The following is a 20,142-nucleotide window of genomic DNA, read 5'->3' as shown; positions in this document are numbered from 1 at the left end:
GAGGTAGGAACTAAACCCAGGACGCTTCAGTTAGCCTGCTGCTTCAACGCCGCTTGCGCTGCCTGATACGCCGGCTGGGAAGTAATCGGCTCCGCCCAAGGTGGTACATAATCCACCCCGCCCCGCAGCCTGAAAACATAGCCAGCACCCGTCGGCTTATCCGGATCATCATCATTGATGCCATTGTGATAGGCACACAACATCGTCAAATTCGGTGGATCCGTGGTCCCACCAGCTTTCCACGGCACCAAATGATGCACCTGGCAATAGTCAGCCGGCTTATTACACCCTTCACGCGCACACGTCGGATGCTCCGCACTGGCCATAATCCGCTGCTCAAACCCCGCCAAACGCCGCACCCTGTGCAACCACACCGGCCCAATCGTCGGATGCACCAACGTGACATACCCAACCTCAGCAAACTTATAAGTGACAAACTCCCGGCCAGTCATCCGCCCGCCATTGGTGAGTTCAAGCTCAATATCATCACCCTCACCCCGCACAATCCGATCAAACTCATCCAAGGTCACCACCACATTGGTAGCCACCGCAGGCTTAGTGCCCCCGTGCGCCTTATCAAAGAACACCTGACCTGCCGCATCCAACAAATCAGCCGGATTAATCGACTCCAAAGTCCCGCGCATCTCACTAATGCGCAAGGCTGAATCAGTAATCGTCAACGAATGCGGCCCCGACGCCCGATATGTCAGACGCACCCCAACCTCCGGCACCCGCCGCGGTCGCAACTGCTTCAACCGTTCGTTTGCCACCTTCGGGATACGGTGTGCTGGGGTCCCCGCCAACCGGACACGCAAATTCCACGCATCCAACTCCTTTTTCACCTTGGCGGTATAGGACTCAATCAAACTCAACGTCGCCACATCATGCTTGTGAGCAACCGCAGCCGCACGGGCCTGGCGCTGCTTGCCCGTAAAACGCGTCGACCCGAAATACACCCCATGCAATCCAGCCAACTCCGCAGCATCAGCCTTTGATGCACCACGCGCGCGTAAATCATCCACACTGCCCACCGCAAGCCCCACAAGATCCAACCCCGAACTGCGGTAGGAGAAATAAGTCTCCAAATCCCCCATGCGACAAAGACTAAAACACCACCACCCACCCCGCAACCGGAGGCAAAAACTCTCAGGTTCCGCCACAAATAGGGCAGGTAGCGCGGGGTTTCACGGCTACAGCGCGGCGGGGTACAGCAGCGCTAGAACCAACGCTCAAGGACCTTTGCCACACCTGCTTGGTGGTGCGCTAACGTCACAGTATCTGCGGCCGCCGCGACATCTGGGTGAGCGTTCTCCATGGCAACACCGCACCCAGCCCACTCGAGCATCTCGATATCGTTGGGCATATCGCCAAAGGCGATGATGTCTTCGCGGGCGATACCGTGGTGCTCAGCCAACCACTTAATTCCGCGCTGCTTCGTCACGTTGGGGGCCGCCACCTCGAGGATGCCCTCGGACATTGAGTAAGTCACGTGGGCAAGCTCGGAATCGATGTGGGGAGCGATGAGGCTGTAGAGCTCCGGCGCGGAGAATGCGGTGTTGCGAATCAACAGCTTCACCGCCGGCCGGGACACCAACTCCCCCACGCTAACCAGCCCAAAGCCTTCGAAGAGCGCGTTTTCCGAATAGTGCGACTCAACCACGAAGAGTTCCTCAACCGGATCCAAAACCGAGCCGCCCGCACGTTCCGCACCAAAGCCAACGCCGCCATGGGGCTCGAGTACCTTGGTGGCTACCTCTACGGTTTCCGCGAGGGCCTCCGGCGAGAGTCCGTGGGCGGAGAGCACGCGGTCTTCCGCTGAGTCATAAATCACCGCGCCATTTGATGTCACGCACACTGGGCGCACGGTCAGCTGGTCCAGCACAGGCATGATCCAGCGGAAGGGCCGGCCAGTTGCCAGCGCGAACTCGCTGCCCGCTGCAACCGCGCGGGCCACTGCTTCGCGGTTTCGCCCGGGCACCCGGTGGTTCCGGTCCAATAAGGTGCCGTCGATATCACTAATGATGAGGCGCGGAGCGCGGTCCGAAAATACGTCACTGGCCATAGCCCCGAGTCTACGTCAGGGCGACACGCTCAATGGCGTGCCCGCAACGTGGTCAGCCACCACACCGTCCGACTGTCACGCAGGAGCTCCACCACCGCGTTGCGTCCAGCCGCACTCGGCGACTTCTAAAACGACGAAAGCGGCCGCAACGAGAATGCTCGTGACGGCCGCGTCTTCGTGCAACGACTCCTGGTTAGCTCTTAGGCGATAACGTCGTCATCGTCGACGTCTTCCCAGTTCAGGGAACGCTTGATGGCGCGCTTCCAGTCGCGGTAGAGAGCGTCTACCTCGTCCTTCTCGCGCTGTGGCTTCCAGACCTTGAAGTCCCCCTGCTGGGAGCCCAGCACGCTAAGGTCATCCCAGAAGCCGGAGTCCAAGCCGGCGGCAAAGGCCGCACCGGTGGCGGTAGTCTCCACGTTCTTCGGGCGGTGAACCTCCACGCCGAGCATGTCTGCCTGGAACTGCATGAGTAGCTCGTTCATGGTCATGCCGCCGTCGACGCGCAGCTCGGTGATCTCCACGCCGGAATCAGCAACCATGGCGTCAGCGACGTCACGGGTCTGGTACGCGGTGGATTCCAGGACCGCGCGGGCCAGGTGCTTGCGGTTGGCGTAGCGGGTCAAGCCCACGATGACACCACGAGCGTCCGGGCGCCAGTACGGAGCGAAGAGGCCGGAGAAGGCCGGCACGATGTAGACGCCGCCGTTGTCCTTGACCTCGCGGGCCAGGTTCTCAATGGACGCGGAGTTCGGGATAAGTTGCAGGTTATCGCGCAGCCACTGCACCAGGGAACCACCCATGGAGACGGAACCCTCGAGCGCATAGACTGGGCGCTCGCCCTCGCGCTGGAAGCACACGGTGGTGAGCAGGCCGTTATCGGAGAACTTCGGCGTGGTACCGGTGTTGAGCAGGAGGAACAGACCGGTGCCGTAAGTGTTCTTGGCAGAACCCGGGCGGAAGCAGCCCTGGCCAAACATGGCGGCCTGCTGGTCACCCAGGATGGCGCGAATCGGCACACCGGACAGCGAGCCACGCTCGCGGACAGTGCGGAAGTCGCCCAGGGACGGACGGATCTCCGGGAGCATGGAGGTCGGGATACCCATCTCCTTGCACAGTTCCTCATCCCACTCGAGCTTCTCGATGTCCATGAGGAGGGTACGGGAGGCATTGGTGACATCGGTCGCGTGCAGGGCCTCTTGGCCGTTGTCGCCGTCGGCGCCACCGGTGAGGTTCCACAGCAGCCAGGTATCGATGGTGCCGAAGAGCAGCTCGCCAGCCTCAGCGCGCTCGCGGGCGCCCTCGACGTTATCGAGGATCCACTTCACCTTCGGGCCGGCAGGGTAGGAATTGATGATGAGGCCGGTGCGACGACGCCACTTGTCCGCACCGTCGTCGCCGGCGAGTTCCTTACAAATGTCGGTGGTTCGGGTGTCCTGCCACACGATGGCGTTGTAGACCGGCTTGCCGGTGTTCTTGTCCCACACAACGGTGGTCTCACGCTGGTTGGTGATACCCAAAGCGGCGATGTCTTCAACGTTGATGTCGCCGTTGGCCAAGGCCTCACCCACCGCGCGGCGGGTATTGCTCCAGATTTCCTCTGGGTCATGCTCGACCCAGCCCTTCTCTGGGAAAATCTGCTCGTGCTCGAGCTGGCCGACGGACACCTGCTCTCCGTCGTGGTTGAAAATGATGCAACGCGTGGAGGTCGTACCCTGGTCAATCGCTGCAACGTAGCTCTTGGTGGACATAACTTTCTCCTTGTCGGGGGTGTTTTAAAGGGCTATGGATAGCAGGCCAACGGCGACGGCCGAGAGAGTCGGCGCGACGACCGGAACCCAGGCATAGCTCCAGTTTCCAGTGCCCTTGTCTTTGATGGGGAGGACAAAGGCGTACATGATGCGGGGGCCGAGGTCACGAACCGGGTTGATGGCATATCCGGTGGGGGTGCCGAGGGACAGACCGATAGACACGATGACGAAGGCCACGCCGAAGTAGCTCAGCGGACCGAGCTCGCCGCCGGCAGGACCGAAGGCGATAAACATGAGCAGCACAGTGGTTGCGATGAACTCTGTCACTGCGTTCCAGCCGTTATTCGGGTGCGCCGGGTTCGTAAAGAAAATACCGCCGGTATTCTTGTTGGCTCCGGTGACGTTGCCGGCTTCGTCGACATTGTTGGCATCGAAAAGCTGCTTAAACGTTGCCCACGCCAGGAAAGCACCGAGCATGGCGCCCAAGATCTGACCCAGGAGGTAATAAGGCACAAGGCTCCACTCAAGAGAGCCGTTGACAGCGAGCATGATGGTCACCGCCGGGTTAAGGTGACCGCCAGTGGGGTCCGCGATGCTAGCACCCAAGTAGACGCCGAGGCCCCAGCCCATTGCGATAACGATCCAGTCTGAACCGCGCGCCGCGGAGGTGCGGAGGTTTACAGTGGCGCAGACGCCGTTACCCAACAGGAGCAGCACTGCCGTGCCAAGGAATTCCCACAGGAATGCATCAGTTCCGGTCATAACTTGTCCTTTCTCTTTTGCCTAGGACAAAGGCCCAGCGAGAGACAGCAAACGTCCTCGCTGGGCCCCGTGACGCTTAGGCTTCTTCCTTAGTGGCTCGTGCGCTGCCAGCGCGCTCGAGAATGTCATTTGCCTCACGGTCGGTGAGGGCAGCCTCGGCGGCAAGCTCCGCCTCGGTGTGCTGCTTGAAGTGGCTAACCTCGCGCTCAATGTCGCTCTGGTCCCAGCCCAGCAGTGGCGCGACGAACTCAGCAATAGGCTGAGCAGCGGCAACGCCTCGGTCGGCGAATTCGATGGCTACGCGCAGGCGGCGAGACACGATGTCGTCGATGTGCAGTGCACCCTCGTGGGTGACGGCGTAGCGGGCCTCAGCCCAGATGTAGCTCTCAGCGCCCGGAATCGGCTCAAGGAGGGAGGCATCTTCGGCGGCCGGAGCCAGCACCTCGCTGATGAGCGAACCGTAGCGGCCAAGCAGGTGCTCGATGCGCTTCTCGTCGAGGTTGTAGCGGCGAGCAAGCGCCGGAACCTGGTTGGCCAGAGCATGGTAGCCGTCCGCGCCCAAGATCGGGGTGCGCTCGGTGACGGATTCTGCCACCTTGAAGCCCAGTTCCTTAGCGGCCAGGTCCACCGCGTCCTTACCGATGACGCGGTAAGTCGTGTACTTACCACCAGCAACGGAGACGAGGCCTGGGGCTACTCGGGCAACGGCGTGGTTGCGGGAGAGGTTGGTGGTGGAGTCGGACTTACCGGACAGCAGCGGGCGCAGACCGGAGTAGACACCAACGATGTCCTCGCGCGTGATCTTGTTGCGCACGCGCTGGTTGACCTGGTCCAGAATGTAGTCGATATCCGCCTTCGTCGGAGCCGGGTCCGGCAGGGACAGGCCCTTCTCCCAATCGGTGTCGGTGGTACCGATGATCCAGTACTCGCCCCACGGGATGACGAAGAGCACGGACTTTTCGGTGACGAAGCACAGCGCGGCATCCGCATCGAGGGCATCCTTCGGAACCACGATGTGCACACCCTTGGAGGCGTGAACGGTGAACTTACCCTCCGCGCCGGCCATGTCCTGAATCTTGTCGTTCCAGACACCCGTGGCGTTGATGAAGACCTTGCCCTTCACGGTGGTCTCGCGGCCGGTCTCGAGGTCACGGACCTTTGCGGCGGTGATGCGGCCGCGCTTGTCCTTCTCGAAACCGATAACCTCAGTGCCGGTGCGCACGCTTGCGCCATACTCAGCGGCGGTACGCAGGACGGTCATGGTGTGGCGGGCGTCGTCGACAAGCGTGTCGTAGTAGCGCACGCCACCGACGACGGCATCCTCCTTGAGGCCCGGGGTGACCTTGAGCACGCCCTTGCGGGTGAGGTGCTTCTGCATCGGGACGCTCTTGGCACCACCCATGAGGTCATAGAGGGTAAAGCCGCCGAACATCATGACGCGCTCCCAACCGCGGTGAGTCAGGGGGAAGATGAACTTCAGCGGCTTGACCAGGTGCGGGGCCAGGGTAGACATGTTGAGCTCGCGCTCCTTGAGGGACTCCGCAACGAGGCGGAAGTCAAACATCGCCAGGTAGCGCAGGCCACCGTGGAACATCTTGGAGGAACGCGAGGACGTTCCTGCCGCAAAGTCTTGGGACTCCAGCACGGCTGTCTTCAGGCCACGGGTGGCCGCATCCACCGCAGCACCAGCGCCTACTGAGCCGCCGCCGATGATGACGACGTCATAATCCTCGGTGGAGTAGTCGTTCCATGTCTTTTCAAAATACTCAGGGTTGAAGCTGTTAATACTCGTCGTGGTCATTGTTGACCGAGTCTCCTCTCTCGCTGCACGGCGTCAGAAAGCCCTGCCCTCGTTGACGGTATGCGCAGCATATTGTGCTCATCCACCACGCACCCAGTGTGCCGATTCCTCGGCTAATTGCTCGGATAGCGGATGAAGAAGAAGTTTTCTCCCACCGCCAATGCTATAGATCACCCGATTTTCTCTCTGGAGACGCTACTCACACGTAGGTTCCGCTTCCGTAAGCTGGCACTTTTAAGGCTTTTCATAGACGAGCAAAATGAAATAACACCCCCTTCCGGGGGTGTTAACGGGCGTGGCGGACTCTCCTCAAGTCTAGGGTGTCAAGACTTATTTCTTCTCCTGCTGCAAGCGCGCCATGGCCTCCAGCACCTCGGCCATTCCGTAGCGCTCAGTGGAATACGTCACCGCCTGCGCAGCCTTAATCACCTCAATGGGCGCAGTCTCAAGCGCCACCATGCGCACGGCGACGCCCTCCCCGCCCTCCGCAAACGTTTCATCACCAGGCTCATTCGCAAAGAATAGAAGGTCCGCAGGCTCGACTCCGATCCTTTTCGCCACAGCCGCCAGCCCCTCGGCGGGCGAGGACGCCGTGACTACTACGCCCCCAGGAGCATCGTTGAACTGTGCCCCGTCAGCACCTTCTGAACAGGCGATCCGCCAACAGGATTGGGGGAGGTCGCCAAAGGCTGCAGCGTCGAGCACCTCTCCCTGCGGCGAGAGCACCACCAACTCCTCCACTTGTGGGTGCAAGTGCGTCAGCGCTTCCTGAAGCCGCCTCGAGATTTCCCCGTTCTCCATGCTGAGCGCACTCTGATCAGCCACAATCACGCGCGGCACCTCAGAGTATTGAGCCTTCACGCGGTGCGGCAGGCGGGAGACAATAATGCGCGATTGCGTCGCCGCAGAAAGTAGACCCTGCTCCACCACGGAACCGGCAAAAATCTCCTTGCTGCTCGCAGTCATAGAGGCCTGGGCCTCGACCACATCGGACTTCAGTTGCGCCATAACCTCCGTGACCTTGTCGCGGCCTTCCCCGACGCCGCGCATGGCTTCCTCGACCACCGAGTTGAGGTTCTCCTTGATCCATTCCAGGGTCTCTGGAGCAGTACGCGGGCGCTCTTTGCCTTTGTCAGTAGCTGAGCTTTCAACTTGTGCGCCGTCGTTTTCTTGCGTGGCGTCGACGTTCTCGTCGCCAAGCTCTGCTCCCGATTCTCCGGAATCAGCCCGCTTCATCAGCGCCATCCGGTCCCGCATGAGCTCCACGGTGGCCTCGGAGACGCGGTCCTTGAGGTTAGTCAGGTCATCACGCAGCCGGCGCACGCGGTAGCGCTCAGACTCCACCTCGGAGTCCTGGGCCTCAGCCTCCTCCAGCGTTGGTGCCCCACCACCCTTGCGGGCGGGCACCCAGAACTCCCCGGCTGGCATCGGTCCGAACTCCGTCTCATACTCCGCCCACAGGCCCTCCAGGGCCTCCTGCATCCGACGGCGCACCTCCGCGATATCCGCGTCAAAATCGCCCGTCGTGTAGTAAGGCTCCAAAGCCTTAATCAGCACCGGCGTCTTCGTGCGGCCCAAGTGCTTCTTCTGCCCCTTCGTCCAAATACGCTGGGAGCCAAAGATAACCTGCGGAATAATCGGCACGCCCGCACCATGCGCGATACGCGCCGCACCGTTACGCATGCTGCGAATTTCAAAGCTGCGGGAAATCGTTCCCTCCGCGAAGACCCCCACGAGTTCCCCACTCTTGGCTAGTTCGATGCCTTTGACAATCGACGCCCCGCCATCGATACGGTCCACCGGGACATGCCCCATGACCTGAAAAAGCTGCCCGGCCACCGGCGCTTGGAAGATGGAGGCCTTAGCCAAGTAGCGCACCAAACGGCGCTTGCGGTAAGCCAAGAAGGCCCCGAAAAGGAAATCCATGTAACCCGTGTGGTTGCACACGATGACGGCCCCACCCTTATCCGGGATATTCTCCTCCCCGGACAAGCGCATCTTGAGCCCCTGGGCCAGAGTCACCCCGCGGCCGATGTGTGTGATCTGCCGGTAGAGGAAGTTAGTCACAGCGCTCATGGTGCTCCAAACAGCTAAGACCCCGCCGTCGAGAGCAGCGAGGAGGGACAAGAGAGGGCGGCGCGCGAAGCCCCGCGCACCGCGTTCTTCTAGGAGTTTACGGGGTACAGCACGTCCTTGCCCACGAATGGGCGCAGGGCCTCCGGAACCACCACGGAGCCATCTGCCTGCTGGTGGTTCTCCAGGATGGCCACGAGCCAGCGGGTGGTAGCCAGGGTGCCATTGAGCGTGGCGGCGTACTGGGTCTTGCCGTTCTCATCGCGGTAGCGCGTGGACAGGCGGCGCGCCTGGAAGGTGGTGCAATTCGAGGTCGAGGTGAGCTCGCGGTACGTGCCCTGGGTGGGTACCCACGCCTCGTTATCGAACTTGCGCGCCGCAGAGGAGCCCAAGTCTCCGCCCGCGATATCGATGGTGCGGTAGGGCAGTTCCATCGCCGCCAGCATGTCCTTTTCCATGTTCAGGAGCTTCTGGTGCATCTCCTCGGCGTCTTCCGGCTTGCAGTAGACAAACATCTCCAGCTTGTCGAACTGGTGCACGCGCAGGATGCCGCGGGTGTCCTTGCCGTGCGAACCTGCCTCGCGGCGGAAGCAGGAAGACCAGCCTGCATACTGCAGCGGCCCCTTGGACAGGTCGATGATCTCTTCCTTGTGGTAGCCGGCCAGAGCCACCTCTGAAGTGCCGACCAGATACAGGTCATCTGCCGGCAGGTAGTAAACCTCATCCGAGTGCTGACCCAAGAAGCCAGTTCCCTGCATAACGTCCGGGCGCACGAGCACCGGCGGAATCATCAGCTTAAAGCCTGCCTCACGAGCCTTCTGCGCAGCCAACATCAACATACCCAGTTGCAGGAAGGCGCCATCACCGGTGAGGTAGTAGAAACGCGCGCCGCCGACTTTGGCGCCCCGCTTGACGTCGATAAGCCCCAGCGTCTCACCCAGCTCCAGGTGATCCTTCGGTTCGAAGTCGAACTGCGGCTTTTCACCGACCTCCTCGAGGACGATGAAGTCATCTTCGCCACCCGCCGGAGCACCTTCCACCACGTTGGAGAGCTGATACTGCAGCTCCGTTACCTTGGCCTCGGCCGCGGCCGCTTCCTCGCCGGCCGCCTTGACCTTCTCCTTCAGCTCGTTGGAGCCCTCCAGCAGCGCTGGGCGCTCCTCGGGGGAGGCCTGGCCAATCTTCTTGCCAAAGGCCTTCTGCTCCGAGCGGAGCTGGTCTGCCTTCACAATGGCCGCGCGGCGCTGTTCATCGGCGGCGAGCAGCTGGTCCACCAAAGCGGGGTCCTCCCCACGGTTTACCTGGGAGGCGCGGACGACATCGGGATTTTCGCGAAGAAACTTGAGATCAATCACGCCGGATAGTCTAGCGCACGGCCATACCTTTGCGCTGGTCATAACCAGCGCATTATCATGAATAATATGGCACCTCACATTATTACCGACGGCCCCGTGCCCAAGCACGCTCAGCTGCGGGATATCCTCTCCGAGCTCTGCCGAACCACCCTCAAACCCGGTGACATCCTCCCCGGCGAGCGCATTCTCGAAGAAACCTACGGCGTTTCCCGCATCACCGTACGCCGCGCCATCGGTGATTTAGTGGCCGAAGGCCGCCTGCGGCGGGTGCGAGGCAAGGGCACCTTCGTGGCTCCGAACCCACTCGTCTCCCGGCTCCATTTGGCATCTTTTTCCGATGAGATGGGTTACCAAAAAGTACAGGCTTCCTCGAAAATCCTGCTGGGTGAGCGCAGCACCGCACCCAACGAGGTGTGTGATTTCTTCGGCACAGAGACCACGGTTGCACACACCCACCTGCGGCGCCTGCGCTTGGGCGATGGCGAGCCTTATTCCATCGACGATGGCTGGTACAACTCCGCCTTCGCGCCGACGCTGCTAGAAAATGACATCTATAACTCCGTCTACGCGATTCTGGATAGCACCTTCAAGGTCCCCATCACCGAGGCCGAGCAGACAGTCACCGCGGTGGCGGCAGAGGAAGACATCGCCGAGCTTCTCGACGTCCCCCCGAACACCCCACTTCTCCACATCACCCGCCTCGCCCGCTCGGGGGACCGACCGGTTGAATGGTGCTCCTCGGTCTACCGCACTGACCGCTACCGCCTTACGACCCACGTCTCCCGCACGCGTATGTAGCGGCGCGTCGCTCCGAACGGCGCCGGGCGGGCTAGAAGCTAGGGCCGCTAAGGGAGTAGTATGAGGAGTTCTATGAGCACTTCATCTGCATGGCGCTCCGCCTCCGCCATCCGCGTCGTCCTCGTTGCAGCCGTGGCCGCGGCCGTCTTCATGGCCTCCTACGGCCTCTTTAGCGGCGAGCCGACCGGCGCCGATTCGGCCGGGAATGACTCCGCTAGCTCCAGTGCCGACGGTAGTCAGGCCGCCGATCCTTCTACCGCCGACGGCGAAGCTGCTCCCTTCACCACCGCCTCCGCTGGGGCATGCGTGACCTGGGACATCGCTCCGGATGGCACCGCCACCGGTTTTGAGCAGATCAGCTGCGATAAGCCACACCGCTTCGAAGTCTCGGCTCGCGAGGATCTCAGCGCCTACCCCACCAGTGAGTTCGGCCCCAACGCCACGCGCCCCGACATCACACGCCAAAACGCCCTGCGCGATGAGCTGTGTGAGGCACCCACGGTGAGCTATCTCAATGGCAAGTGGGACCCTAACGGGCGCTATGACATTGCTTCCATCCTGCCCCCGGCCGCATCCTGGGATCAGGGTGACCGTACCTTGCTGTGTGGCCTGCAGACTACCGACGCCAACGGCGTACCGCAGGAATCCACCGGCAAGGTCAGCGAGGTGGACCAGGCGGTCGTCGCCAAGCCCGGCGAATGCCGCAAGGTGGATGATAAACAGGTACTCAATACCGTTCCCTGCCAGGAACCGCACCAGATGGAGACCGTATCCGTCATCAACCTGGCCGAAAAGTTCCCCAATGGCTACCCCAGCGATGAGGACATGGATAAGTTCCTCTCCGAAACCTGCACCCAAAATGCCATGGATTACCTGGGCGGCGAGGAGAACCTCTACCAGTCCACGCTGCAACCTTTCTGGGGCGCGATGAGCCGCGAGACCTGGGAGAGCGGATCCCGTTCGGTGAATTGTTCGCTGATCCACATCAAGGACGGTCACTTCTCCGAGATCACCGGCTCTGCCACAGGGGGACGCGAGGCCCTGAGCATTAACGGCGCCCCGCCGACCGAGCAGCCGAAGCGCAACCCATTGCGCGAACCGAATGCTCAGCCGGGCGGCGAGAACGCCGAGCCAGCTGGTGCGAACGACGCGCCCGCCACCCCCGAAGCTGCGGCGCCGGCCCTCTAAGCCCGGCCATTGAACAGGAAATAGCCACATGTACGAGGTCAGCGAAGAACGCTTCGAGGAACTGGTCGGCGAGGCCCTGGATAAAATTCCGGATCGCTTCGTTGATCAGATGCGCAACCTGGTCATCCTCGTCGAGGAAGAGCACCCAGAGAACCCTGAACTGTTGGGGCTTTATGAGGGCGTCATGCTCACGCAGCGCACCGCTTCACACACCGGCTACCTGCCGGATACCATTTCCATTTACCGGCAGCCTCTCCAAGCCATCAGCAACTCGGAAGAAGAGCTCGCCCACGAAGTCATGGTGACCGTCTTCCACGAGGTCGGGCACTATTTCGGATTCGAGGAGGACCGCCTCCACGAGCTCGGCTGGGGCTAGGCGCCCAGCGGGGCGCCTAGCGTGACCACACCGAAACCTGCTGTGGCCGCGAGAAACTAAACCTCGGTATCAGCCCAGCGCTTGAGCATCCACTGGCCGAAAGGCTGGCCCTGCGGCTCCATGAGGGTAAAGCGGCAGTTCGGCATGTAGCCGGTATAAGCAAAGTCTGGGTCCACGCCGCAGGCATGTCTCGTCACTACGCGAATGGCGGCGCCGTGGCTGACGACGACGATGTCTTCATCATCCTCCAGCTCCACAGCGAGATCCTCCAACACCGGTTGGTAGCGCTCGAGCACATCCATGTAGCTCTCACCGCCAGGCATCCGAGCGGACTCATCACCGTCGAGCCAGCCGCGCAGTGCCACCATGTATTCGCGGTGGGTGTCCTCGCTGCCGCTCATTTCATGTTCACCGGCGAAGACCTCGTGCAAGCCTGTACGCACTTCCACGGGAACAGTGCGCTCATCGGCGGCTTCGCCGAAGGTGCGGGCCGCCAGCATCGCGGTCTGCTGGGCGCGCAAGGCAATGGAACACACAAAGCGCACACGGCGGCCCGCGCACAGTTCAGCTAACTCGCGGCCGACATCTTCCGCTTGGCCGCGGCCGCGCTCGGTGAGCTCGGCACCTGGGGGCCGGGTATCCATAACGCGGTCAATATTGGAAAAGGTCTGGCCGTGGCGCAGGAGGATGATTCTTCCGGTCATGCTTCACCACACTATTGGCCGGTGCGCGCCTGCGCTACCCATTCATCGGCTTCTTGCAGACGCGCCAAGTTTCGTGGGGCCTCCCCGAGCGCCACTGCGGAAGGCCAGGAACCAACGAACACGACGTCCTCCGCCCGCAGCCACAGTGCCCGCAGAGCCTCCGCCACCGGCTGGTCCTCAATGTGCCCGATGAGATCGGCGTGGAAGCGATAGTTACCGAAGACGGTGCGCAGCGGGCGGGATTCGATGCGGGAGAGGTCCACCCCACGATGCGCGAATTCCTGTAGGGCCCCCACCAGGGAGCCGGGCTCATTGGGCAGGGTGAAGATGACGGACGTCCTGTCGTTGCCGGTCCGTTCGGTCGGCTTTCCGGCCGGTCCCACGAGGACAAACCGCGTCGTGGCTCCCGCGACATCTGCCACGTTCTCCGCAAGAGACTCCAGCTCAAAGACCTCCGCTGCGCGGGCAGGAGCGGCAGCGACATCCACCTCCCCGCGCGCCACGGCCTGCGCCGCCGCGCCATTCGACGCCGCCGGAACATACTCCACGTCCGGCAAGTTCTGCTCCAACCAACCGCGCACCTGCTGGTAGGCCACAGGGTGCGTGGAGAAGGTGTGGAGAGTCTCCGAGGACGTGCCGGGGCGCACCAGAATGGAAAAGGACACTGGCAGGTCTACTTCACGGTAGATCTGGACCCGGGAGCCGTCGGCAAGCGCGTCAAAGGTGGCAGTAACCGGCCCGTCCACGGAGTTTTCGATAGCCACGCAGGCATAATCCGCCGCACCAGTGCGCACCGCCGACAGCGCCTCGGCCGGGGAGCTCACCGGCATCCCCTCGGGGGAAGCAAAGTCTGCGGCGAAATGCTGCATCGCCGCTTCCGTAAAGGTTCCAGCGGGCCCGAGGAATGCGATCGTGGTGCTCATGACAGCAACTTTATCTCACACAACTACTAAACTGAGCCGCCATGGAGAGCACCGAGTTCACGCTGGACAAGCTGCGCGAGGATCTATCGACCCTAAGCCCTGTGGAGCACGGCTTCACGTACCTCGACCTCGAACGCCGGCCGCACACGCACGGGCGCTTGAGCGGCTGGATCCTCTCGGTTAAGGATCTCAACGATGTCGCCGGCATGCCCACCACGCTCGGGCATGCCGAGCGTGCCTACGTGGCGGAGGAGACCGATCCTTTCGTGCAGGAGCTTATCGACGCCGGTGCGCTCGTCGTCGGCAAATCCGCCGCACCCGAGCTGGGTCTGCGCGTCGACACCGAACCTGTCGGCCTGCCCCACCCCGATAATCCGCTCTACCCAGGCCATACCCCGGGTGGCTCCTCCGGCGGGGCGGCAATCCAGGTGGCCCGGGGCCTCATGCGCGCCGCGCATGCCTCCGACGGTGGCGGTTCCATTCGCGTGCCGGCCGCTGCCTGCGGTGTCGTCGGCTTTAAGCCCGCCGGCGAGGACCTCTCGGTGCAGGGGTTCATCACGCGCAGCATCGCCGATACCGCAACACTGCACGGCCTTAACCCGCGTGCCCGGCGCGCCCGCATCGGTGTGCTGACGGATCCCCTCTTCGCTCAAGCTGAGGTGGCCCCGCACATGCTGCGCGCGGTCGCAGAGGCCACCGCTACCTTTGAAGGCGCGGGTTTCGAAACCGTGGCTATCTCCCCCTATCCCCAGGCCGCGGCTACCTTTGAGGCCTTCCAGCACATCTTTAGTCGCCGGCTGGCTGGCCTTGACTTCGCGGAGGGTTACGCGGAGTGGATCCGTGCGAAGGGCCGGCGCGTCACGGACTCCGAATTCGCCGCGGCCCGCGCCCACGCCGCCCAGCTACCGGAAATGCTGGCACAAGAGTGGGACGTCGACGCCATCTTGAGCCCCATGCTGGCCTTCGATCCACCCCGGCGCGGGCACTTCCTGGCACGGGAGCACCAGGCCAACTTCGATGAGCAAACGCGGTGGTCACCGTGGGGATCGTTGTTCAACGTGGCGCAGCTGCCCGCTATTTCTGTGCCCTGGCCGGTGCGCGATCACCCGCCGGTAGGCGTGCAGTTAGGCTCACTCACGCTTGACGAGTCCTCCCTTCTCGGCCTCGCCCAGGTGCTTCACCCATGACCGCGCGCTCACGCCTGCGCGCGGAAATCCTCATCGTCCTCACCATCACTTTTGGTATCTCGGGTGTTCGCGCCGTGCTACGCCTGACCGATTCTCTGCTCAACCCGGCCCCGCTCAACGAGCAGTCGGTCACCATCAACGCTTCGCAGTCGGCGACTTCGCTACTGGACCTTGCCTTCCAGCTCTGCAGTGCCGCCGTGCTGTGCGCCTGGGGAGCGCTTGCCCTTTATTTGATTTCTTTTCCGCCCCGCCCACAGTGGCGGGACGGCCTGCACGGCGCGGCGTTGGCGGCGGTTATTGGGCTTCCCGGGTTGGTGCTGTATTACGTGGCGTTGCACTTCGGCTGGACCAAGGAGGTGGTGCCGGGGGCCTTCGATAGCTGGATTGAGATCCCGGTGCTGCTGATTAAATCCTTCGCCAACGCCTGGGCGGAGGAACTGGTGGTGGTGTACTGGTTCATGACCAGGCTCAAGCAGTCTGGGTGGGCCTTACCCGCAACGCTGGCCGCCTCCTCTATCTTGCGCGGTTCTTACCACCTCTACCAGGGAGTCTCCGCCGGCTTTGGCAATATCATGATGGGCCTGCTTTATGGCTGGTATTTCCACCGCACCGGGAAGGTATGGCCTCTGGTCATCGCGCACTTTCTGATCGACGCCGTCGCTTTCGTGGGCTACGCACTGCTCTTCGGCGCTTAAGCGGTGCCCGGAACAGCGTCGCGCCGAAAAGACCACCACCGCGCCCTGTGGGATAGGTGGGGCGCAAGTGGTTTCGCGGTACAGTGTTCCCCATGACCTACCAAGGACGCGATCCCGAGCGCGAAGCTCGCCGTGCTGGCGAGCCCCACGGCACTCCCCGCCGCGCGGGCTCCGCTGATTCTGCGAGGCCTTCCCGCCCCTACGACCCGGCTGGCCCGCACGCCTCACATGCGTCCGGCCAGGACGCGGGCGAATTTGTCCTTGGTACCGATGGGCAGCCCTTGCGTGATCGCTACGGCCGTCCGGTGCGCCGCCGTCCATCCACACAGCGCAGCACGCCGTCTCAAAATTCCCCACGCACCCAGCGTCCCACCCCGCGTCGCTCACGGCCGGAGGAAACCCGCTTCGACGTCGATGCTTACATGGCCCAGCACTCCCCCGCGCGCACAGCGCCCCACCAGAGCGCGCCCACCCGGGAACCTGCCGCCGGCGCATACCGGCGAAGTCCCGACGCACCGCCACGCAGCTATTCCCCACAGGCACCCTCCCGCGGGCGTGCCGCAGGACGCCCACATAGCCGCCGCAAGAAGGTCAACCCGGTCAAGCAAGCTTTCGGTTGCCTGGGCTGGCTCGCCGTCATCGCCCTCGTCTTCATGGTGGCCTTCACCTTGTGGACGGATTCACGCCTCACCCGCATCGATGCCCTGCCCACCGAGCAGGTGGCGCCGACCTCTGGGACGAACTGGCTGTTGGTGGGCTCGGACTCCCGCCAGGGCCTCACCGAGGAACAACAAGCGGAGCTAGGTACCGGTGGCGATGTAGGCGTCGGCCGCACCGATACCATCATGCTTCTGCACATCCCCAGCTCCGGAAAGGCCCAGCTGGTCTCCATTCCACGCGATAGCTACGTCGACGTGCCCGGCTTCGGCATGGACAAGGTCAATGCTGCCTTCACCTACGGTGGGCCCCAGCTGCTGACCCACACCGTGGAACAAGCCACCGGCCTCCACATCGATCACTATGCGGAGATCGGCATGGGCGGCTTGGCAAACGTCGTGGATTCCGTGGGCGGCGTGGAGATTTGCGTCAAGGAGCCCATCAACGATCCGCTCGCGGGCATCGACCTTCAAGCGGGCTGCCAGAAGCTCCGCGGCCCAGATGCCCTTGGCTACGTGCGCACCCGCGCTACCGCGATGGGTGACTTGGACCGCGTCGAGCGCCAGCGCGAGTTCTTCGCCGCGCTGCTGGATAAGGCAACGTCCTTCTCCACCATTGGCAACCCCTTCAAGGCCGTCTCCCTGGTCAACCACACCACGGATTCCTTCATCGTCAACGAGAAGGACCACGTGTGGCACCTTGCCCGCGTGGCACTGTCGATGGCCTCAGGTGTAGAGACGAAGACTGTGCCGATCGGCGGCTTCCAGGACACGGTCGTGGGCAATGTTGTCCTCTGGGAAGACGCCGAGGCCCAAGCCCTCTGGGACTCCCTGCGCTAAGACTCCGGCCGGTCGTTTTGATCAATTAAGGCTCCAAAACCGCCGATGGGTTTTGGAGCCTTAATTGATCGATCGGTACCTACACCTCGGGGCGAAGGCACCGAAGTACTAGCGCAGCGTCACCTGACGGGACTTAATGTTCTGCAGCTGCTTGCGCTCATCGGCGTCGAGGTTAGCGTCGTTGGAAATCTCCTTCTCCAGCGCCTTGTTCACGCGAGACAGCTCTGCCTCGTAGGAGTCGTGCGCAACCTCCGGGTCGAGGTCGAAGACCGGAGCGATGAGGCCGTGGGTACGGAAGACACCGGCAAACTTGGTGTTTTCTCCCAGGTTGAGCTCACCGCGAGCGGCGATGCGCGCGAGGGCGTTAAGGAAAGCATTCTCGTCATCGCACGGGCGGACCCAGCGGATATGCGCCTTGCCGCCACCGGCATTAGCCCAGAAGGCGGTGCCGACAAAGCCCTCGGCCTCCTGGCCCACCTGGTAGGACTCGATGACGGAATCATTGGCGCGCTGCAGTGCCTGTGCCATCTGTGGAGGAACCTGTGCGCCCTCCGGCATCCACCACGCGAAGTCCTGGTAGACGTTGATCTCCAGCTCGGCGTCCTCCTCCAGCAGCTCCTTGAGCTCCGGCTGGGAGCCATCAGCAGCGGTGGACTCGAGGGTGGAACCCGGCGCGTTGTTTTTCACCCAGTTCAGGGCGAAAGCCAGGTCGCGGCCCGGGTTGTGCGTGTGAGACTGCACCTGCAGTCCCACGAAGGCCTCACCACCGGATTCCTCATCACGGATGAGCGCCGCGGTAGCACCGGGCAGCACGGTGGCGACGTAGACGTCCTTGTCAAAGCCCTTGACGGACAGCTTCGCCGTTGCGGAAGGAACAAATTCCTGCAGGGCGACGAGGCTAGCCTCAGCGGCCAGCCCACCAAAGGGGCGAGGGTCCTTTTCCAGGGCAGCGCGCTCGGCGGCGCGGGCAGCGAGCTTAGCTTGGCGGCGGGACATGCCCTCCGGCAGCTGTTCGTTCTTCTTTTTCTTCTTGGCCATACTGAACAACTTACCTGTTCATTACAGCTCAATGGCATGCAGGGCCACTTCCGGCTGGTTCGTGGCGAGAATATCTACCCCGTTGGCCCACGCCCACTTCATGTCCGCGGGTTTATCGATGGTCCACATGTACGTGGGCAAGCCGTGCGCGCCGATCGCGTCAGGCTGCAGCTTGCCGCGCAACAGGGACATGCCTAAGCCAGTGGGCTGGGATAACAGGATATCCGGGCGGTTAAAATGGCGCTCCCAATCGCGGCGCAGGTAGATGCGGTCGACGTGCGGGGCAAGCGCTGCCATTCGACGAATGGCCCGGTGGGAAAAGGAAATCATGTGGATCCGGGGGTCGTCGAGAAGCCCTGCGTAGCGCAGCCGCAGCACCATCTGTTCTTCGAGGATGTCGCCCTGCCCCGAGGGATGCTTGGTCTCAATGTAGAGGTGGTGTTTCTTATCCCCGAGCATGTCGAGGAGTTCGTCGAGAAGCAGCATGCGCTGGCCGCCGCCAATCTTCAGGCGGCGCAGCTCCTCCCAGGTCATCCGAGACACTCGGCCTGAGCCATTCGTGGTGCGGTCCAGTGTGGGATCGTGATGAACCACCACCTTGCCGTCGCTGCTCAGGCGGATATCGCACTCGATACCATGGATGGGAAGCTCGAGCGCTTTCTCAAAGGCAAGAGGGGATAGCTCCGGATATTTCCCGGAGTATCCCCTGTGGGCGACAATCTTCACTAGCCGAAGATTTCTTCCTTGATGGTGTTGAGAGTGTTGAAGGAGTTCTCGAAGCGCTCCTTCTCGTGGTCATCGAGGGCCAGCTCGATAACGCGGTTGACGCCGGAGCGGTCAACGATGGCCGGGGTGCCGATGAAGACATCCTCGTGGCCGTACTCGCCCTGCAGGTAGGCAGAGACCGGGAGAGCGACGGCCTGGTTCTGGATGACCGCGCGGGTGATGCGGGCCAGGGCCATGCCGATGCCGTAGGAGGTGGAGCCCTTAGCGTCGATGATGTGGTAGGCAGCGTCGCGGGTGTCCTCGAAGATCTTCTCGATGCGCTCGTTGTAGCCCGGGTCCTTTTCAGAACGGTGGGACAGGGAGACACCTGCGATGTTGGCGGAGGAGACGACCGGCAGCTCGGAATCGCCGTGCTCACCGATGATGTAGGCGTGGACGGAGGTCGGTGCCACGTCATCCATTTCAGAGAGCATGTAGCGGTAGCGGGCCGAGTCCAGGACGGTGCCGGAGCCGATGACGCGCTGGTGCGGGAAGCCGGAGGCCTTCCACACTGCGTAGGTCAGCAGGTCCACCGGGTTGGAGGCGACCAGGAAGATGCCGTCGAAGTCATTCTTCATGACGTCCGCCACGATGGAGTTCATGATCTTGACGTTCTTGTCCACGAGCTGCAGGCGGGTCTCGCCGGGCTTCTGTGCGGCACCGGCGCAGATGACGACCATGGAGGCGTCCTTGCAGTCTTCGTAGGTGCCCTTGGTCACGCGGGTGCGGGACGGGGCCCAGACGACGCCATGGTTGAGGTCCATGACGTTGCCCTCGAGCTTCTTTTCGTCGATGTCGATGATGGCCAGGTGATCAACAGTGCCCTGGTTGACCAGAGCGTAGGCGTAAGCAACTCCAACGTCGCCAGCGCCGATGAGTACTACTTTGTTTCCAACATGATTTCCCATGACTCCTATTGTGCCCCTCATGTCCGAGTTTTGCTCGTTATGCGCCCGAATTCACAGGTTAAGTAGTCCGATCTCACATTTTTATGCCCGATTGGGTCTGATCGGTGACATCGCTGCACGTCCACCCCAAAGCTGGTTCAATGGCCAGCATGCGTCAACTTGCGCGCCGCATCGCCCTCAAAACCGCCCGCACGGGACTTCAGGCAGCCATCTTTTCCTTGGAGCTCATCAGTGATCTCACCCCCGGAATGCGCATGACCGGC

18 protein-coding genes are annotated in these 20,142 nt (G+C 62.4%); 6 read left to right on the top strand and 12 right to left on the bottom strand.

What is annotated here, in order from left to right; genetic code table 11:
* Nucleotides 1-26: 26 nt before the first annotated feature.
* The 7 genes from HMPREF2896_RS07565 to serS form a co-directional block, all read right to left on the bottom strand.
* A complete protein-coding gene (locus tag HMPREF2896_RS07565; protein ID WP_070718866.1) occupies nt 27-1,094 on the bottom strand; it encodes an HNH endonuclease signature motif containing protein in 1,068 nt (355 codons plus the stop codon).
* A gap of 122 nt (nt 1,095-1,216) precedes the next feature.
* Nucleotides 1,217-2,062, bottom strand: coding sequence for a Cof-type HAD-IIB family hydrolase (locus HMPREF2896_RS07560; protein ID WP_070718861.1), 846 nt, complete (start codon nt 2,060-2,062; stop codon nt 1,217-1,219).
* A 200-nt stretch (nt 2,063-2,262) separates the two neighbouring features.
* Complete coding sequence (glpK, locus tag HMPREF2896_RS07555) at nt 2,263-3,810, bottom strand: glycerol kinase GlpK (RefSeq protein ID WP_070443266.1); 1,548 nt, start codon at nt 3,808-3,810, stop codon at nt 2,263-2,265.
* Between the two features lie 24 nt (nt 3,811-3,834).
* Nucleotides 3,835-4,572, bottom strand: coding sequence for an MIP/aquaporin family protein (locus HMPREF2896_RS07550; protein ID WP_070443264.1), 738 nt, complete (start codon nt 4,570-4,572; stop codon nt 3,835-3,837).
* A 76-nt stretch (nt 4,573-4,648) separates the two neighbouring features.
* Entirely contained in the window at nt 4,649-6,373 is a 1,725-nt protein-coding gene (locus HMPREF2896_RS07545) for a glycerol-3-phosphate dehydrogenase/oxidase (protein WP_070718859.1), read from the bottom strand.
* A 330-nt stretch (nt 6,374-6,703) separates the two neighbouring features.
* A complete protein-coding gene (locus HMPREF2896_RS07540; protein ID WP_070718855.1) occupies nt 6,704-8,449 on the bottom strand; it encodes a lysophospholipid acyltransferase family protein in 1,746 nt (581 codons plus the stop codon).
* Nucleotides 8,450-8,538: 89 nt separating this feature from the next.
* Nucleotides 8,539-9,801 carry a serine--tRNA ligase gene (gene serS / locus HMPREF2896_RS07535; protein ID WP_070644482.1) on the bottom strand — a complete coding sequence of 421 codons (1,263 nt, stop codon included), beginning with the start codon at nt 9,799-9,801 and terminating at the stop codon, nt 8,539-8,541.
* Between the two features lie 66 nt (nt 9,802-9,867).
* Between serS and HMPREF2896_RS07530 the strand changes: the two genes are divergently transcribed.
* From HMPREF2896_RS07530 to HMPREF2896_RS07520, 3 genes are all read left to right on the top strand, one after another.
* Complete coding sequence (locus tag HMPREF2896_RS07530) at nt 9,868-10,599, top strand: GntR family transcriptional regulator (protein ID WP_210388757.1); 732 nt, start codon at nt 9,868-9,870, stop codon at nt 10,597-10,599.
* 72 nt (nt 10,600-10,671) lie between these two features.
* Nucleotides 10,672-11,787, top strand: a complete 1,116-nt coding sequence (locus HMPREF2896_RS07525) for a septum formation family protein (protein WP_070718848.1) — start codon at nt 10,672-10,674, stop codon at nt 11,785-11,787.
* A gap of 28 nt (nt 11,788-11,815) precedes the next feature.
* Complete coding sequence (locus tag HMPREF2896_RS07520; protein WP_070718847.1) at nt 11,816-12,163, top strand: metallopeptidase family protein; 348 nt, start codon at nt 11,816-11,818, stop codon at nt 12,161-12,163.
* Between the two features lie 56 nt (nt 12,164-12,219).
* Here HMPREF2896_RS07520 and HMPREF2896_RS07515 read toward each other — a convergent pair whose 3' ends face one another.
* Nucleotides 12,220-12,867 carry a histidine phosphatase family protein gene (locus tag HMPREF2896_RS07515; protein ID WP_070718842.1) on the bottom strand — a complete coding sequence of 216 codons (648 nt, stop codon included), beginning with the start codon at nt 12,865-12,867 and terminating at the stop codon, nt 12,220-12,222.
* An 11-nt stretch (nt 12,868-12,878) separates the two neighbouring features.
* Complete coding sequence (pheA, locus tag HMPREF2896_RS07510) at nt 12,879-13,790, bottom strand: prephenate dehydratase (RefSeq protein ID WP_070718839.1); 912 nt, start codon at nt 13,788-13,790, stop codon at nt 12,879-12,881.
* Between the two features lie 41 nt (nt 13,791-13,831).
* Here pheA and HMPREF2896_RS07505 point away from each other — a divergent pair, with 41 nt between their 5' ends.
* From HMPREF2896_RS07505 to HMPREF2896_RS07495, 3 genes are all read left to right on the top strand, one after another.
* Nucleotides 13,832-14,977, top strand: a complete 1,146-nt coding sequence (locus HMPREF2896_RS07505) for an amidase (RefSeq protein WP_070718837.1) — start codon at nt 13,832-13,834, stop codon at nt 14,975-14,977.
* Entirely contained in the window at nt 14,974-15,672 is a 699-nt protein-coding gene (locus tag HMPREF2896_RS07500; RefSeq protein ID WP_070443245.1) for a CPBP family intramembrane glutamic endopeptidase, read from the top strand. Before HMPREF2896_RS07505 ends, HMPREF2896_RS07500 begins: the two co-directional genes overlap by 4 nt.
* A gap of 92 nt (nt 15,673-15,764) precedes the next feature.
* The gene (locus tag HMPREF2896_RS07495; protein WP_246824006.1) at nt 15,765-17,168 is read left to right on the top strand and encodes an LCP family protein; all 1,404 of its coding nucleotides are present in this window, start codon (nt 15,765-15,767) and stop codon (nt 17,166-17,168) included.
* A gap of 108 nt (nt 17,169-17,276) precedes the next feature.
* Here HMPREF2896_RS07495 and HMPREF2896_RS07490 read toward each other — a convergent pair whose 3' ends face one another.
* The 3 genes from HMPREF2896_RS07490 to HMPREF2896_RS07480 are packed head-to-tail and all read right to left on the bottom strand — an operon-like array spanning nt 17,277 to nt 19,879.
* The gene (locus HMPREF2896_RS07490; protein WP_070718834.1) at nt 17,277-18,206 is read right to left on the bottom strand and encodes a DUF5926 family protein; all 930 of its coding nucleotides are present in this window, start codon (nt 18,204-18,206) and stop codon (nt 17,277-17,279) included.
* A gap of 21 nt (nt 18,207-18,227) precedes the next feature.
* Complete coding sequence (locus HMPREF2896_RS07485) at nt 18,228-18,932, bottom strand: glycerophosphodiester phosphodiesterase family protein (protein ID WP_049156880.1); 705 nt, start codon at nt 18,930-18,932, stop codon at nt 18,228-18,230.
* The gene (locus HMPREF2896_RS07480) at nt 18,932-19,879 is read right to left on the bottom strand and encodes an L-lactate dehydrogenase (RefSeq protein ID WP_070443241.1); all 948 of its coding nucleotides are present in this window, start codon (nt 19,877-19,879) and stop codon (nt 18,932-18,934) included. Before HMPREF2896_RS07480 ends, HMPREF2896_RS07485 begins: the two co-directional genes overlap by 1 nt.
* Nucleotides 19,880-20,142: the final 263 nt, after the last annotated feature.

The sequence above is a fragment of the Corynebacterium sp. HMSC069E04 genome (assembly GCF_001813175.1).
Classification (GTDB): Bacteria; Actinomycetota; Actinomycetes; order Mycobacteriales; family Mycobacteriaceae; genus Corynebacterium; species Corynebacterium aurimucosum.
Note: the sequence above shows the minus strand (reverse complement) of the source record. Positions and strands in the feature narration are given on the sequence as shown.